The 13,620-nt window shown below is 52.8% G+C and carries 14 protein-coding genes, 2 tRNA genes, 1 rRNA gene and 1 pseudogene; 9 read left to right on the forward strand and 9 right to left on the reverse strand.

From position 1 onward, the window contains the following. Nucleotides 1–173: 173 nt before the first annotated feature. The 4 genes from NL510_RS18850 to gmhB form a co-directional block, all read right to left on the reverse strand. Nucleotides 174–249: transfer RNA gene (locus NL510_RS18850), tRNA-Ala, on the reverse strand. 105 nt (nt 250–354) lie between these two features. Further along, nucleotides 355–431 (reverse strand) — tRNA-Ile (locus NL510_RS18855). A gap of 69 nt (nt 432–500) precedes the next feature. Further along, a 16S ribosomal RNA gene (locus tag NL510_RS18860) occupies nt 501–2,040 on the reverse strand. Nucleotides 2,041–2,408: 368 nt separating this feature from the next. Beyond that, nucleotides 2,409–2,975: a D-glycero-beta-D-manno-heptose 1,7-bisphosphate 7-phosphatase gene (gene gmhB, locus NL510_RS18865; RefSeq protein WP_253379231.1), complete on the reverse strand. Its 567-nt coding sequence runs from the start codon at nt 2,973–2,975 to the stop codon at nt 2,409–2,411. A 188-nt stretch (nt 2,976–3,163) separates the two neighbouring features. Here gmhB and metN point away from each other — a divergent pair, with 188 nt between their 5' ends. The 7 genes and pseudogenes from metN to NL510_RS22945 form a co-directional block, all read left to right on the forward strand. Then, nucleotides 3,164–4,195, forward strand: coding sequence for a methionine ABC transporter ATP-binding protein MetN (gene metN / locus NL510_RS18870; protein WP_253379233.1), 1,032 nt, complete (start codon nt 3,164–3,166; stop codon nt 4,193–4,195). After that, nucleotides 4,188–4,841, forward strand: a complete 654-nt coding sequence (locus NL510_RS18875; RefSeq protein WP_253379235.1) for a methionine ABC transporter permease MetI — start codon at nt 4,188–4,190, stop codon at nt 4,839–4,841. The genes metN and NL510_RS18875 overlap by 8 nt, the downstream gene beginning before the upstream one ends. Nucleotides 4,842–4,881: 40 nt before the next feature. Next, nucleotides 4,882–5,697 (forward strand): methionine ABC transporter substrate-binding lipoprotein MetQ, encoded by an 816-nt coding sequence (gene metQ, locus NL510_RS18880; RefSeq protein ID WP_253379237.1) that lies wholly within the window; start codon nt 4,882–4,884, stop codon nt 5,695–5,697. A gap of 106 nt (nt 5,698–5,803) precedes the next feature. Continuing rightward, entirely contained in the window at nt 5,804–6,208 is a 405-nt protein-coding gene (gene rcsF / locus NL510_RS18885) for an Rcs stress response system protein RcsF (protein ID WP_253379239.1), read from the forward strand. Next, on the forward strand, nt 6,205–6,912 hold the full coding sequence (gene tsaA, locus NL510_RS18890; RefSeq protein WP_253379241.1) for a tRNA (N6-threonylcarbamoyladenosine(37)-N6)-methyltransferase TrmO: 708 nt from the start codon (nt 6,205–6,207) through the stop codon (nt 6,910–6,912). The genes rcsF and tsaA overlap by 4 nt, the downstream gene beginning before the upstream one ends. A 112-nt stretch (nt 6,913–7,024) precedes the next feature. After that, on the forward strand, nt 7,025–8,743 hold the full coding sequence (gene proS, locus NL510_RS18895; RefSeq protein ID WP_253379244.1) for a proline--tRNA ligase: 1,719 nt from the start codon (nt 7,025–7,027) through the stop codon (nt 8,741–8,743). Nucleotides 8,744–8,860: 117 nt separating this feature from the next. Next, nucleotides 8,861–9,366 (forward strand): annotated as a pseudogene (locus tag NL510_RS22945) (transposase); the annotation flags it as partial. Nucleotides 9,367–9,468: 102 nt separating this feature from the next. On the opposite strand, the gene nlpE reads toward NL510_RS22945, so the two are convergent. Genes nlpE through NL510_RS18915 form a run of 3 tightly spaced genes read right to left on the reverse strand, consistent with a single transcriptional unit; the run spans nt 9,469 to nt 11,166 of the window. Next, on the reverse strand, nt 9,469–10,167 hold the full coding sequence (gene nlpE, locus NL510_RS18905) for an envelope stress response activation lipoprotein NlpE (RefSeq protein WP_253385010.1): 699 nt from the start codon (nt 10,165–10,167) through the stop codon (nt 9,469–9,471). Nucleotides 10,168–10,201: 34 nt separating this feature from the next. Beyond that, nucleotides 10,202–10,624, reverse strand: a complete 423-nt coding sequence (gene arfB / locus NL510_RS18910; protein WP_253385012.1) for an alternative ribosome rescue aminoacyl-tRNA hydrolase ArfB — start codon at nt 10,622–10,624, stop codon at nt 10,202–10,204. Then, nucleotides 10,621–11,166 (reverse strand): YaeQ family protein, encoded by a 546-nt coding sequence (locus NL510_RS18915; RefSeq protein ID WP_253379246.1) that lies wholly within the window; start codon nt 11,164–11,166, stop codon nt 10,621–10,623. The genes arfB and NL510_RS18915 overlap by 4 nt, the downstream gene beginning before the upstream one ends. Before the next feature lie 195 nt (nt 11,167–11,361). Here NL510_RS18915 and NL510_RS18920 point away from each other — a divergent pair, with 195 nt between their 5' ends. Then, nucleotides 11,362–11,562: a YaeP family protein gene (locus tag NL510_RS18920; protein WP_253379248.1), complete on the forward strand. Its 201-nt coding sequence runs from the start codon at nt 11,362–11,364 to the stop codon at nt 11,560–11,562. Next, the gene (rof, locus tag NL510_RS18925; RefSeq protein WP_253379250.1) at nt 11,549–11,809 is read left to right on the forward strand and encodes a Rho-binding antiterminator; all 261 of its coding nucleotides are present in this window, start codon (nt 11,549–11,551) and stop codon (nt 11,807–11,809) included. The genes NL510_RS18920 and rof overlap by 14 nt, the downstream gene beginning before the upstream one ends. Before the next feature lie 30 nt (nt 11,810–11,839). On the opposite strand, the gene tilS is transcribed toward rof, so the two are convergent. Next, complete coding sequence (gene tilS, locus NL510_RS18930; RefSeq protein ID WP_253379252.1) at nt 11,840–13,126, reverse strand: tRNA lysidine(34) synthetase TilS; 1,287 nt, start codon at nt 13,124–13,126, stop codon at nt 11,840–11,842. Between the two features lie 57 nt (nt 13,127–13,183). Continuing rightward, nucleotides 13,184–13,573: a VOC family protein gene (locus NL510_RS18935; RefSeq protein WP_253379255.1), complete on the reverse strand. Its 390-nt coding sequence runs from the start codon at nt 13,571–13,573 to the stop codon at nt 13,184–13,186. Nucleotides 13,574–13,620: the final 47 nt, after the last annotated feature.

Raw genomic sequence — 13,620 nt, forward strand, 5'->3', positions numbered from 1 at the left:
TCATAACCCGAAGCTGTTTCGCTTCTGATTGTGAAAATTTGAGAGACTCAAACACACCATTAAAGATGTGTCGTTTCAATTTTCAGCTTGATCCAGATTTTTAAAGAGCAAAACTTCGCAGTGCACCTTTTCAGGTTCACTCTGAAGTTTTCTTGTTTTGTGCAGTAAAAGGATGGTGGAGCTATGCGGGATCGAACCGCAGACCTCCTGCGTGCAAGGCAGGCGCTCTCCCAGCTGAGCTATAGCCCCATCGTAGTTATCTCTCTACCGGTAATTTTTGTTGAGGCAAGGCGTGGTGACACGGAGCATACTCAGGTATGTGAGTGTCACCGCAACGCAGCATCAGCAAAAATTTGGTAGGCCTGAGTGGACTTGAACCACCGACCTCACCCTTATCAGGGGTGCGCTCTAACCACCTGAGCTACAAGCCTGCAGAGATTTTTACTGCTGTATTTCATCAGACAATCTGTGTGAGCACTACAAAGGCAGGTTCTTTAAGGTAAGGAGGTGATCCAACCGCAGGTTCCCCTACGGTTACCTTGTTACGACTTCACCCCAGTCATGAATCACAAAGTGGTAAGCGCCCTCCCGAAGGTTAAGCTACCTACTTCTTTTGCAACCCACTCCCATGGTGTGACGGGCGGTGTGTACAAGGCCCGGGAACGTATTCACCGTAGCATTCTGATCCACGATTACTAGCGATTCCGACTTCATGGAGTCGAGTTGCAGACTCCAATCCGGACTACGACGCACTTTATGAGGTCCGCTTGCTCTCGCGAGGTCGCTTCTCTTTGTATGCGCCATTGTAGCACGTGTGTAGCCCTGGTCGTAAGGGCCATGATGACTTGACGTCATCCCCACCTTCCTCCAGTTTATCACTGGCAGTCTCCTTTGAGTTCCCGGCCTAACCGCTGGCAACAAAGGATAAGGGTTGCGCTCGTTGCGGGACTTAACCCAACATTTCACAACACGAGCTGACGACAGCCATGCAGCACCTGTCTCACAGTTCCCGAAGGCACTTCAGCATCTCTGCTGAATTCTGTGGATGTCAAGACCAGGTAAGGTTCTTCGCGTTGCATCGAATTAAACCACATGCTCCACCGCTTGTGCGGGCCCCCGTCAATTCATTTGAGTTTTAACCTTGCGGCCGTACTCCCCAGGCGGTCGACTTAACGCGTTAGCTCCGGAAGCCACGCCTCAAGGGCACAACCTCCAAGTCGACATCGTTTACGGCGTGGACTACCAGGGTATCTAATCCTGTTTGCTCCCCACGCTTTCGCACCTGAGCGTCAGTCTTTGTCCAGGGGGCCGCCTTCGCCACCGGTATTCCTCCAGATCTCTACGCATTTCACCGCTACACCTGGAATTCTACCCCCCTCTACAAGACTCTAGCCTGCCAGTTTCGAATGCAGTTCCCAGGTTGAGCCCGGGGATTTCACATCCGACTTGACAGACCGCCTGCGTGCGCTTTACGCCCAGTAATTCCGATTAACGCTTGCACCCTCCGTATTACCGCGGCTGCTGGCACGGAGTTAGCCGGTGCTTCTTCTGCGGGTAACGTCAATCGGTGAGCTTATTAAACTCACCGCCTTCCTCCCCGCTGAAAGTGCTTTACAACCCGAAGGCCTTCTTCACACACGCGGCATGGCTGCATCAGGCTTGCGCCCATTGTGCAATATTCCCCACTGCTGCCTCCCGTAGGAGTCTGGACCGTGTCTCAGTTCCAGTGTGGCTGGTCATCCTCTCAGACCAGCTAGGGATCGTCGCCTTGGTGAGCCTTTACCTCACCAACAAGCTAATCCCATCTGGGCACATCCGATGGCAAGAGGCCCGAAGGTCCCCCTCTTTGGTCTTGCGACGTTATGCGGTATTAGCTACCGTTTCCAGTAGTTATCCCCCTCCATCAGGCAGTTTCCCAGACATTACTCACCCGTCCGCCACTCGTCACCCGAGAGCAAGCTCTCTGTGCTACCGTTCGACTTGCATGTGTTAGGCCTGCCGCCAGCGTTCAATCTGAGCCATGATCAAACTCTTCAATTTAAGTTTGATGCTCGTGAATTAAACTTCGTAATGAATTACGTATGTTCACTCAGAGACTTGGTATTCATTTTTCGTCTTGCGACGTTAAGAATCCATGTCACTTTGAGTGCCCACACAGATTGTCTGATAAATTGTTAAAGAGCAGTGCAACGCGGCTTTCGCTCACCGTTGCGAGGTGGCGTATATTACGCTTTCCTCTTTCAGAGTCAACCCGTTATTTCAGGATTTTTTCTCTTCAACCGACCGGGGTGTTTGTGAAGTGATTCACATCTGCCGTGTCGATGGAGGCGCATTATAGGGGGCCGCCGCAGAATGACAAGTGGAAAAATGCATTTTTATTTTAACCGCTCATCTTTTCGCCAGAAAGGTTATTTTTGATGCTTTTGAATTGCTTTTGGCAGTTCAGCCAGGCTGTTTATCACCCAATCTGCTGCGCTTTCGGCTTCTGGCGTCACTGGCTTCCCGCTGCGCACGACTATTTTAGTTCCCACGCCTGCTGCAGCTGCAGCCTGCATATCTTCCAGTTTGTCGCCCACCATATAAGAAGCAGCCATATCAATGTGCAGAAACTCCTGCGCCGAGACAAACATTCCCGGATGCGGTTTACGGCAATTACAGGTCTGACGATACTCTTCTACAGTTCCTTGCGGATGATGAGGACAATAGTAGATTCCATCAAGATCAACGCCCCGATCAGCCAGGGACCAGTCCATCCATTCAGTCAGCGTCTCAAATTGCGCTTCGGTGAATTTCCCACGCGCGATACCGGACTGATTAGTCACCACCACCAGCGCATAGCCCATCTCTTTCAACTGGCACATGGCATCTATTACGCCTTCGATAAACTCGAACTCGTCAATCTCATGGACGTAACCATGATCCACATTAATAGTGCCATCACGATCGAGAAAAATTGCGGGTACTGATTTTGCCACCGGTTTGCTCCTGAAAAAGGCATGTTCAGCTAGTATCTCATGAATCGCCGCGCAATAAAGTGCTCATCGCACAGAGTTGGATTGATTTAGACGTCTGGATGCCTTAACATCCATTTTGTTTACGGTCATCACCGGGATCTGGCAGAACAAAATGCCACGGCTAACTTACATACGATATAAATAATCTAATGATTAAACTTTCCAATATCACCAAAGTGTTCCAGCAGGGGAACCGAACCATTCAGGCGCTGAATAACGTCAGCCTGCATGTGCCTGCTGGTCAAATTTATGGCGTCATTGGCGCATCGGGTGCAGGTAAAAGTACGCTGATCCGTTGTGTTAACCTGCTCGAGCGCCCAACCCAGGGCAAGGTAGACGTTGGCGGACAAGAACTTACCGCGCTCTCAGAGAAAGCGCTCACCAAAGCACGCCGCCAGATTGGCATGATCTTTCAGCACTTCAACCTGCTGGCTTCCCGCACTGTTTTTGGCAATGTCGCATTGCCGCTGGAGTTAGACAATACCCCGAAAGACGAAGTGAAGCGACGCGTCACCGAACTGCTGGACCTCGTGGGACTGGCCGACAAATACGATAGCTATCCGGCAAATTTGTCTGGCGGTCAGAAGCAGCGCGTAGCCATTGCTCGCGCGCTGGCAAGTAATCCAAAAGTGCTGCTGTGTGATGAAGCCACCAGCGCGCTGGATCCGGCCACGACACGTTCTATTCTGGAACTGCTGAAAGACATTAACCGTCGTCTGGGCCTGACTATCCTCCTTATCACACATGAAATGGACGTAGTGAAACGCATCTGTGATTGCGTGGCGGTGATCAGCAACGGTGAACTGATTGAACAGGACACAGTTAGCGAAGTGTTCTCGCACCCGAAAACCCCGCTGGCACAGCAGTTTATTCAGTCCACGCTGCATCTGGATATTCCGGAAGATTATCTGGCGCGTTTAAAAACAGAAGCGGCGCCAGACAGCGTACCGATGCTGCGCATGGAGTTCACCGGCCAGTCTGTCGATGCCCCCTTGCTTTCCGAAACCGCGCGTCGCTTCAACGTTAACAACAACATTATTAGCGCGCAGATGGATTACGCCGGTGGCGTTAAATTCGGCATCATGCTGACGGAAATGCACGGCACACAAGAAGAAACCCAGGCGGCCATTGCCTGGCTGCAAGAACATCACGTAAAAGTAGAGGTACTGGGTTATGTCTGAGGCGATGATGTGGCTACTGGTTCGCGGCGTTTGGGAAACGCTGGCAATGACCTTCGTATCAGGTTTCTTTGGTTTCGTGATCGGCCTGCCGGTCGGCGTCCTGCTGTACGTGACGCGCCCGGGTCAAATCATTGAGAACGCGAAGCTGTATCGCACCCTGTCTGCGCTGGTGAACATCTTCCGCTCTATCCCGTTCATTATTCTGCTGGTGTGGATGATTCCCTTTACCCGCGTGATCGTGGGCACCTCTATTGGCCTGCAGGCGGCAATCGTTCCACTCACCGTGGGTGCGGCACCGTTTATCGCCCGTATGGTGGAAAACGCCCTGCTGGAAATCCCAACCGGCCTAATTGAAGCCTCACGTGCAATGGGTGCAACGCCTATGCAGATCGTGCGCAAAGTTCTGCTGCCTGAAGCGCTGCCGGGGCTGGTGAATGCAGCAACCATTACGCTCATTACCCTGGTCGGGTATTCCGCGATGGGAGGAGCAGTAGGGGCTGGCGGTTTAGGCCAGATTGGGTATCAATACGGCTATATTGGTTATAACGCTACCGTAATGAATACCGTTCTGGTATTGCTGGTTGTGCTGGTTTACTTAATCCAGTTCTCTGGCGATCGCATCGTCCGGGCTGTTACTCACAAATAACGTTACACACAACACAAACTCGACGAGTTAAGGATATAATATGGCGTTTAAATTAAAGACCTTTGCAGCGGTAGGCGCGTTGATCGGCTCTCTGGCACTGGTGGGTTGCGGTCAGGACGAAAAAGATCCAAATCACATTAAAGTGGGCGTTATCGTGGGTGCAGAACAGCAAGTTGCTGAAGTCGCTCAAAAAGTGGCTAAAGAGAAGTATGGCCTGAACGTTGAGCTTGTTACCTTTAACGATTACGTTCTGCCGAACGAAGCGCTGAGCAAAGGCGATATCGACGCCAATGCCTTCCAACACAAACCTTACCTGGATCAACAGATCAAAGATCGCGGCTACAAGCTGGTTGCAGCCGGTAACACCTTCGTTTACCCAATCGCGGGTTACTCTAAGAAAATTAAATCGCTGGGCGAGCTGCAGCCAGGCTCGCAGGTCGCGATCCCTAATGACCCAACCAACCTCGGCCGTTCCCTGCTGCTGCTGCAGAAAGTGGGCCTGATTAAGCTGAAAGACGGCGTGGGCCTGCTGCCAACCGTTCTGGACGTGACCGAGAACCCCAAAAATCTGAAACTGGTTGAGCTGGAAGCCCCACAATTACCACGCTCTCTGGACGATGCGCAGATCGCGCTGGCGGTTATCAACACCACTTACGCCAGCCAGATTGGCCTGACGCCCGCGAAAGACGGTATCTTCGTTGAAGACAAAGATTCTCCGTACGTCAACCTGATCGTGACGCGCGAAGATAACAAAGACGCAGAGAACGTGAAGAAGTTTGTTGAAGCGTATCAGTCTGACGAAGTTTACCAGGAAGCGAACAGAGTCTTTAACGGCGGTGCTGTTAAAGGCTGGTAATCTGACCGCAGTGTAATATCATCAAGACGGGCTTCTGCCCGTCTTGTCATTTGTGCAGGTAACTGATTCAATATCTGACGTTTTGATTATCCACTGAGGAATTATTATGCGTGCTTTACCGATCTGTCTTTTAGCACTGATGCTGAGCGGTTGTTCTATGCTAAGCAGATCTCCTGTTGAACCTGTTCAAAGCACTGCAACCCCGCCAAAAGCGGAGCCAGCCAAACCGAGAGTGACTCGCCCTGCGCCAGTACGCATTATTACGAAAGCCGACGATCTTGTGGGCAAGCCATTCCGTGAACTGGGTGATGTGAGCGGTGAATCCTGTCAGGCAAGCAATCAGGACTCTCCGCCTACTATCCCGACAGCACGTAAACGTATGCAGATCAACGCGGCGAAAATCAAAGCCAACGCGGTACTGTTACACCGTTGCGAAGTTACCAGCGGTACGCCAGGCTGCTACCGCCAGGCGGTTTGTCTTGGTACTGCGCTTACCATTTCGGCGAAATGAGTTCATTTCAGTTCGGGCAGATAGGCGTTATACGCTCTCCTTATAAGGAAAAGTTCGCCGTGCCTCGCCAGCCGGGTCTGGTTACCCACGGCGGCGGTGAACTTCACCTGCTTGCACCTTATAATCAGGCCGATGCGGTACGTGGGCTTGAAGGGTTCAGCCACCTGTGGGTGGTCTTTGTCTTTCACCAGACAATGGAAGGTGGCTGGCGTCCAACGGTTCGTCCGCCTCGCCTGGGAGGCAATGCCAGAATGGGCGTGTTTGCGACTCGCTCAACTTTTCGCCCAAATCCCATCGGAATGTCGCTGGTGGAGCTGAAAGGCATACGCTGTCAGCAGGATCAGGTGATTCTGGAGCTAGGGAGCCTCGATCTGGTTGAGGGCACGCCAGTTATCGATATCAAGCCCTATCTGCCCTTTGCCGAAGCGCTGCCAGATGCCCGCGCCAGCTATGCCCAACAGGCACCGCTGGCGGATATGCCCGTTTATTTTACGCAAGCGGTAGCAGAGCAGATTGCGCAGCTTGAAAAACGTTATCCGCAGTTGTGCGACTTCATCGTCGAGGTTCTGGCTCAGGACCCGCGTCCAGCCTATCGCAAAGATGAGAACGCCGGGAAAACCTATGCCGTCTGGCTGCTGGATTTTAACGTTCGTTGGCGTGTGACAAAGGCGGGTTTTGAAGTCTTTGCCCTGGAACCCAGGTAATTTTAATCTCCTCTCTTTTGGCATCTTTGCCACACTGGTAAACTAAACCACTTTTTTTGTGTCAGGTTGGCCTTTCAGCCTGTCTCACTAGTCGAAACGGAACCGTAACAACATGCGTACTAGCCAATACCTGCTCTCCACTCTGAAGGAGACGCCTGCCGACGCCGAGGTCATCAGCCACCAGCTGATGCTGCGCGCCGGGATGATCCGCAAGCTGGCCTCCGGGTTATATACCTGGCTGCCGACCGGCGTGCGCGTCCTGAAAAAAGTCGAAAACATCGTGCGTGAAGAGATGAACAACGCCGGTGCTATCGAGGTGTCCATGCCTGTGGTTCAGCCCGCGGACCTGTGGCAGGAGAGCGGTCGCTGGGAGCAGTACGGTCCGGAATTGCTGCGCTTCGTTGACCGTGGCGAACGTCCGTTCGTCCTCGGTCCAACTCATGAAGAGGTTATCACCGATCTAATCCGTAACGAGCTGAGCTCTTACAAACAGCTGCCGCTGAACTTTTTCCAGATCCAGACCAAGTTCCGTGACGAGGTGCGCCCACGCTTTGGCGTAATGCGTTCTCGCGAATTCCTGATGAAAGATTCTTACTCTTTCCATACCTCTCAGGAATCTCTGCAAGAGACCTACGACAAAATGTATGAGGCCTACAGTAAAATCTTCTCCCGTATGGGACTGGATTTCCGTGCTGTACAGGCTGATACCGGTTCTATCGGCGGTAGCGCATCCCACGAGTTTCAGGTTCTGGCGCAGAGCGGTGAAGACGATGTGATCTTCTCTGACTCCTCTGATTACGCCGCTAATATTGAGTTTGCAGAAGCCCTGGCACCCAAAACGCCACGTGCCGCAGCAACCGAAGCGATGACGCTCGTCGATACGCCAAACGCGAAAACCATCGCCGAGCTGGTTGAACAATTTGCTCTGCCTGTCGAGAAAACGGTAAAAACGCTGCTGGTGAAATCTACCGAAGGCAGTGCATACCCGCTGGTTGCTTTGCTGGTGCGTGGCGATCATGAACTGAACGAAGTGAAAGCAGAAAAACTACCGCAGGTTGCAAGCCCGCTGTCCTTCGCGACGGAAGCAGAAATCCGCGCCGTTGTGAATGCCGGTCCAGGCTCTCTGGGCCCAGTGAATATGCCTGTTCCGGTGGTTATTGACCGTACGGTTGCCGCAATGAGTGATTTTTCCGCAGGTGCCAACATCGACGGTAAGCACTACTTCGGCATTAACTGGGATCGCGATGTTGCAACTCCTGAAGTGGCGGATATTCGTAACGTTGTTGCGGGCGATCCAAGCCCGGATGGCCAGGGTACCCTGATGATCAAACGCGGCATCGAAGTGGGCCACATCTTCCAGTTGGGCGATAAATACTCCCGCGCGTTGAATGCAGCCGTTCAGGGCGAAGATGGCCGCAACCAGGTTCTTACTATGGGTTGTTACGGTATTGGGGTTACGCGTGTGGTCGCGGCGGCAATTGAGCAGAATTACGACGAACGGGGCATCGTCTGGCCAGATAATATCGCGCCTTTCCAGGTGGCGATTCTGCCAATGAATATGCACAAGTCCTATCGTGTACAGGAGCTGGCTGAGAAGCTGTACGCTGAACTGCGTGCTCAGGGTATCGAAGTATTAATGGATGACCGTAAAGAGCGCCCGGGCGTGATGTTTGCCGATATGGAACTGATCGGTATTCCGCACACCATTGTGATCGGCGACCGTAACCTCGACAGCGACGAAATTGAATATAAATACCGTCGCAGCGGCGAGAAACAGATGATTAAGACCGGCGAAGTTCTTGATTACCTGGTGAAAGTCATCAAAGGTTAAAATAAAAAGCCCCGCGCGAAGCGCTGAGGGATCCCCAGTAATGGGCGGGTAAAAAAAGGACGGGCATAGAGTTTTGTGATCTACTGGTTGTGCTAACAATTCAGGGAGATCACCTCTATGCCCGTTTGTTCATTATGCCAGAAGTTTTTCCGCGATGCTCTGGCTCCATTTCATCAGTACCGCCAGCGTGCCATCCTTGATGCCACTGCTGCGCTCAGTCGGGGCGCATCGACCGCCTGCTGGGTAATGAGGCTTTACACCGCGATATCCCCGCTATTTTTCATAACCTTACCCGGCTTATCACCATCATCACTGATGCCGGATTCCAGAGCGCATGGTTCCGTCATGTCCGTTCACTGGGCTGGGATTTTATTGGCCGAATACGGGGAAACGTCCAGTTCCGGCTGGCCAGTCTTCCTGAACGATGGTTAAAACTGAAAATGTTGCGAGCCAGCAGCAAGGCAAAATATCTGGGGGCGGGAACGCTGGTTAATATTCAGCAGCACGAATGAGTTTGAAGCCCGAAAATCATGAAGTTATACAGCAGAAGAATGCAGATAGAGCAAAATTTCCGCGATGAAAAAAGTGAGCGCTTTGGTTTTGGTCTGAGGGCCAGTCATAGCCACCTCGCCAGAACCTACCAGAGTATGGTGCTGCTTTATTAGCGCTGAGTCTATGGGGATCCCTCAGCGCGCGGCGGGGTTTTTTAATGGCACAGCGTGAGCTTATTGACTGCTGCAATCTTTGCCAACAATGAACGTTGCCTCTTTATCTACCACCAGCGTTTTGACCATCTCCCCGCTATCCGGGTTAGGCTCCAGCGTATAGTGACCATTCAATGTCAGTAATACCGGCTTAGTGTTATTCCCGCGAGCGACGGCATAATCACGTTCCAGTTGCGCATTGTTCGCCACGCTAACTTTCTTGTTGGTTGCACAGTCAGTAAAGATCGCTGCATCCGCCATATAGAAATACATGCCACGCATCGGCATTGGCGTAGCTGGCAGAGCCGCTTTAACCGGGGCTAGCGTATAGTTGAACTGGGACGCAATCGGGTTACCCTCGATATCGAGCATCTCCATGCTGTCACCTTTAGGGCGGAACCAGGTTTTATCACCGGTGGTATCGGTCAGCACCAGCTTTTCCGCCGTGCGCGCCCATGTACCGTAACGGGCAAAAGACGAAGGTTCTTTCGCTCCCTGATAACGTTGGTTCATGACCCAGGTGCCATCTTTTTCCAGGAACAACGATGTTTCAATACCCTCACAATCGGCGCAGGGCAGCACACCGCGCCAGCTCTGCTGCATAGGCTTTAATTCTTCGTTCTGGGTAGGCTGTAAAATCTGCGTTTCTGCACGGTTATTACATCCGAAAAGAACAAACAACGTACTAACGGCCAGCGCTGAAAATAATGCTTTTTTCACCATGAATTCCTTATGAAAAGTTTGTTCCCTTTCGTCACTCTGTCGGGCGACGAACTTTACCCCGAAGCGCTTTCACTGAAGATTTTTGAGACTTCGACGTCAGTCGCCGCTCTTTTGATGCCCGAGTTGGACGCGTTGCCCGACGGCTTTTTTGCACCGTCGTTACCTCTTTTATGACCACCACCAGCCTGGAAAGTGCCGCTTCCCGATTCAACTCCTGGCTACGGTACTCCTGGGCTTTGATCACGATGATACCGTCTGGAGTGATCAGGTGATGGCTGGCAGCAAGCAGTCGTTCTTTATAATACTCTGGCAGGCTGGAGGCCCGGATGTCAAAGCGCAAATGGATTGCCGTTGAGGCTTTATTAACATGTTGTCCCCCCGCCCCCTGAGCACGGATGGCCGTGATGTCTAGCTCGCTATCCGGAATGCTGACATTCTGCGACAGCACAATCATGACGCGGGCTGCCACGCCGCGAAGTGGATTTCCAGATTATTCTGGGAATCAGAGAGCCAAATCGCACCATCCTGAATCGTCGCCTGCAGCGCCATTGTCCGTCCCGCAAATTCACTGAGCTGCGCCAGTTGCTCATCATCCAGATACCAGACGGTAAGATTTTTAAACTGTCCGCACTTGCTCTTGTTTTGTTGCCACCAGATCTCCGCAGCACGTTGATTATACGCGAATAACGCCACCTTTGCGGACTGAGTACAGGCCTTTTTAATGCGCCGCTCATCGGGCAGACCGAGTTCAATCCATAAATCGATCCCCATATGGTCGTTACGCAGCCAGGCTTCCGGCTCGTCCTCTGCGCTCAAGCCGCGAGAAAACTGCAGCCGCTCGTCAGCATATTTAATCCACGCCAGCAGGCGCAGCATCATGCGTTCCTGGGTTTCCGAGGGGTGGCGCGCAAGCGTCAGTGACGCATCCAGAAACTGGTTGCGGTCAAGATCCGCCACATTGACCACAGCTTTATAAATTGTCGCTTTCAGCGCCATGAGAGAACTCCTTTCGAATCAGGTGCACATTGTAGCGAAAACCGCGGCAAAAGGCTGTTACGAGGTGATGAATACCTGCTATCAAGGCTCTGATATTGCTTACATGAGTATGGTATAGTCCCCTTGCTAAACCGAGTTTATCTTCGTAGGCTTAAGGGTATCTCACAGTAAGTCAGTGCGCTGGCGGGAGGGGGTGTGAATAATTATTGTGAGTTAATTCGCAAACGGTATGCGGAAATCGCCAGCGGCGATCTGGGTTACATCCCGGATGCGTTGGGCTGTGTATTGAAAGTGCTTAATGAAGTGGCCTCTGATGAGGGCCTTTCAGAATCGGTCAGGGAAAAAGCAGCATATGCTGCGGCGAATTTACTGGTGAGCGATTATGTCGATGAATGAAACTTATCAACCCATCAATTGTGATGACTATGACAACCTCGAACTCGCCTGCCAGCATCATTTTATACTGACGCTGGAGCTTAAAGATGGCGAAGTGTTGAAGGCAAAAGCCAGCGTTCTGGTTTCACGCAAGAATGTGGAGTATCTGATAGTGGAAGATGCCGGCGCGACGCGCGAGCTGCGCCTGGACAAAATTGCCAGTTTCAGCCACCCGGATATCGGCACCGTCGTGGTGAGCGAATCCTGATGTGACTCACGGGCAGCCCCAGGCTGCCCGTTACGTTTCCCACTCGAACGCTGCGCCCTTTTCTGTCCATCCGTCTTGTGTAATGAATACGCCCGCAGCGGCAATCAGCGTCTCGCCATAAAACAGCAGTGGCGTAGTATCTCGCAGCCACGGCGGCACATTGTTCTCCTGCCAGATTTTCTTAAGCTTTCGTCCGCCGTTACGCCCGACGATATGCAGCACCCCGCCCGCTTTAAAACGCACGGTGATCCGTTCACCCGCCTCAGGCTGACGAACATGCCCGGATTTCACCAGAGATACTTTCCCGCTATTGTAGGGCAATATCAGCGGCTGCTCCGTTGTCGGCCAGTCGAGCACCACATCTGAAAGCGAAGGCGTCGAGTTGATCCACCAGAGTTGGCCTTTGTAGCGCCTGACCTCAAAACCGTTCAGATGTAGAGACGGGGTGGCATCTTCCCGCGCCAGCGCAACTTCGTCCCAGATGCGGTTGAGCATCGCCCGCGACGGCATGGCTGCACGGTGCGTGGCCAGCCAGCGACGTAACAGCGCGCTCCGGCGAACTGAACGCATTCCTTTCAGCGGGGCGATCCTGAGCGCTCCCTCGACAGACATTAGTGTAGCCAGCTCATCGCTTAGCAACTCGTCGAGCAAACTTTCCTGCTCGGCGCAGAGTGTGGCGCTGCGTGCCGTCGCCTCAGCAAAATGCCCCCAGCGCCCGGTCAGGAGAGGTACTACGCGCAAGCGCAGAAAATTGCGATCATAGCGGTCATCCTGATTACTTTCGTCCTCAATCCAGCGCAGTAGGTGCGCCTGCGCCCAGGTTTCGAGAGAAGCGCGCGTCTCGCCAAGAAGCGGACGGATTAACCGCGTTCCGGCAAAATCAGCACGTTCAGGCATGGCGGATAAGCCCGCCGGGCCGCTTCCCCGCTTAAGCGCCAGTATAAAGGTCTCGCATTGATCGTCCAGATGCTGGGCCGTCACCAGCGCCTCTCCAGGTTTAAGCGCGCTGGCAAAGGCGGCATAACGGGCTTGACGCGCCTGTGCCTCCGTGCCCAACCCTTCATCCTTAAGCGTGACTCGTTCAACACAGAGCGGGATATCCCACGCGGCACACAGCGCCTGGCAATGCGCCACCCAGCCATCCGCGTGAGGGCTTAAACCATGATGAATATGCATCGCCCGAAGCTGAACGTCCGGCTCAACATCGCGCCAGAGCTTAAGACGATGGAGCAATACAGTGGAATCCAGGCCACCGCTAAACCCCACCAGCAGCTGGCGGTACGGTGAAACGGCTTGTGCGATAGAGGGTAAGGTCATAGGAAATTACACATAAAAATGCCCGAACTGAGCGGGCATTATCACACATGACGGGGATTACTGCTGGTAAAGCTCCAGCGGCAGGCCATCAGGATCATTGAAAAAGGTGAAACGCTTGTCGGTGAACGGATCAACACGAATTGCTTCACATTGCACGCCGTGCGCCTGGAGATGTTGCACCGCGCAATCCAGGTCATCAACGCTAAAGGCCAGATGGCGCAGGCCGCAAGCTTCCGGACGAGACGGTCGCGCAGGCGGAAAAGGAAAAGAGAACAGTTCAATCACATATTGCCCGTTCAACGCCAGATCGCCTTTCCAGGAATCACGCTCTTCACGGTATGCCTCGCTTAAGAGCGTGAAGCCAAGAATATCGCAGTAGAAGGCCTTACTGAGCGCGTAATCAGTGGCAATGATCGCAATATGGTGAACCTGTTTTAAACCCAGCATAGCGTCTCCTTTTTATGATGCCCTGCACGTTACAACTGAAAACCCGT

Source organism: unidentified bacterial endosymbiont (genome assembly GCF_918797525.1).
GTDB lineage: Bacteria > Pseudomonadota > Gammaproteobacteria > Enterobacterales > Enterobacteriaceae > Enterobacter.

Coding starts and splice junctions, on each gene's coding strand:
- proS (WP_253379244.1), top strand. CDS start 7,025: ATGCGTACTAGCCAATACCTGCTCTCCACTCTGAAGGAGACGCCTGCC.
- NL510_RS18875 (WP_253379235.1), top strand. CDS start 4,188: ATGTCTGAGGCGATGATGTGGCTACTGGTTCGCGGCGTTTGGGAAACG.
- NL510_RS18915 (WP_253379246.1), bottom strand. CDS start 11,166: ATGGCGCTGAAAGCGACAATTTATAAAGCTGTGGTCAATGTGGCGGAT.
- rcsF (WP_253379239.1), top strand. CDS start 5,804: ATGCGTGCTTTACCGATCTGTCTTTTAGCACTGATGCTGAGCGGTTGT.
- metQ (WP_253379237.1), top strand. CDS start 4,882: ATGGCGTTTAAATTAAAGACCTTTGCAGCGGTAGGCGCGTTGATCGGC.
- rof (WP_253379250.1), top strand. CDS start 11,549: ATGTCGATGAATGAAACTTATCAACCCATCAATTGTGATGACTATGAC.
- NL510_RS18935 (WP_253379255.1), bottom strand. CDS start 13,573: ATGCTGGGTTTAAAACAGGTTCACCATATTGCGATCATTGCCACTGAT.
- tilS (WP_253379252.1), bottom strand. CDS start 13,126: ATGACCTTACCCTCTATCGCACAAGCCGTTTCACCGTACCGCCAGCTG.
- arfB (WP_253385012.1), bottom strand. CDS start 10,624: ATGATTGTGCTGTCGCAGAATGTCAGCATTCCGGATAGCGAGCTAGAC.
- metN (WP_253379233.1), top strand. CDS start 3,164: ATGATTAAACTTTCCAATATCACCAAAGTGTTCCAGCAGGGGAACCGA.
- tsaA (WP_253379241.1), top strand. CDS start 6,205: ATGAGTTCATTTCAGTTCGGGCAGATAGGCGTTATACGCTCTCCTTAT.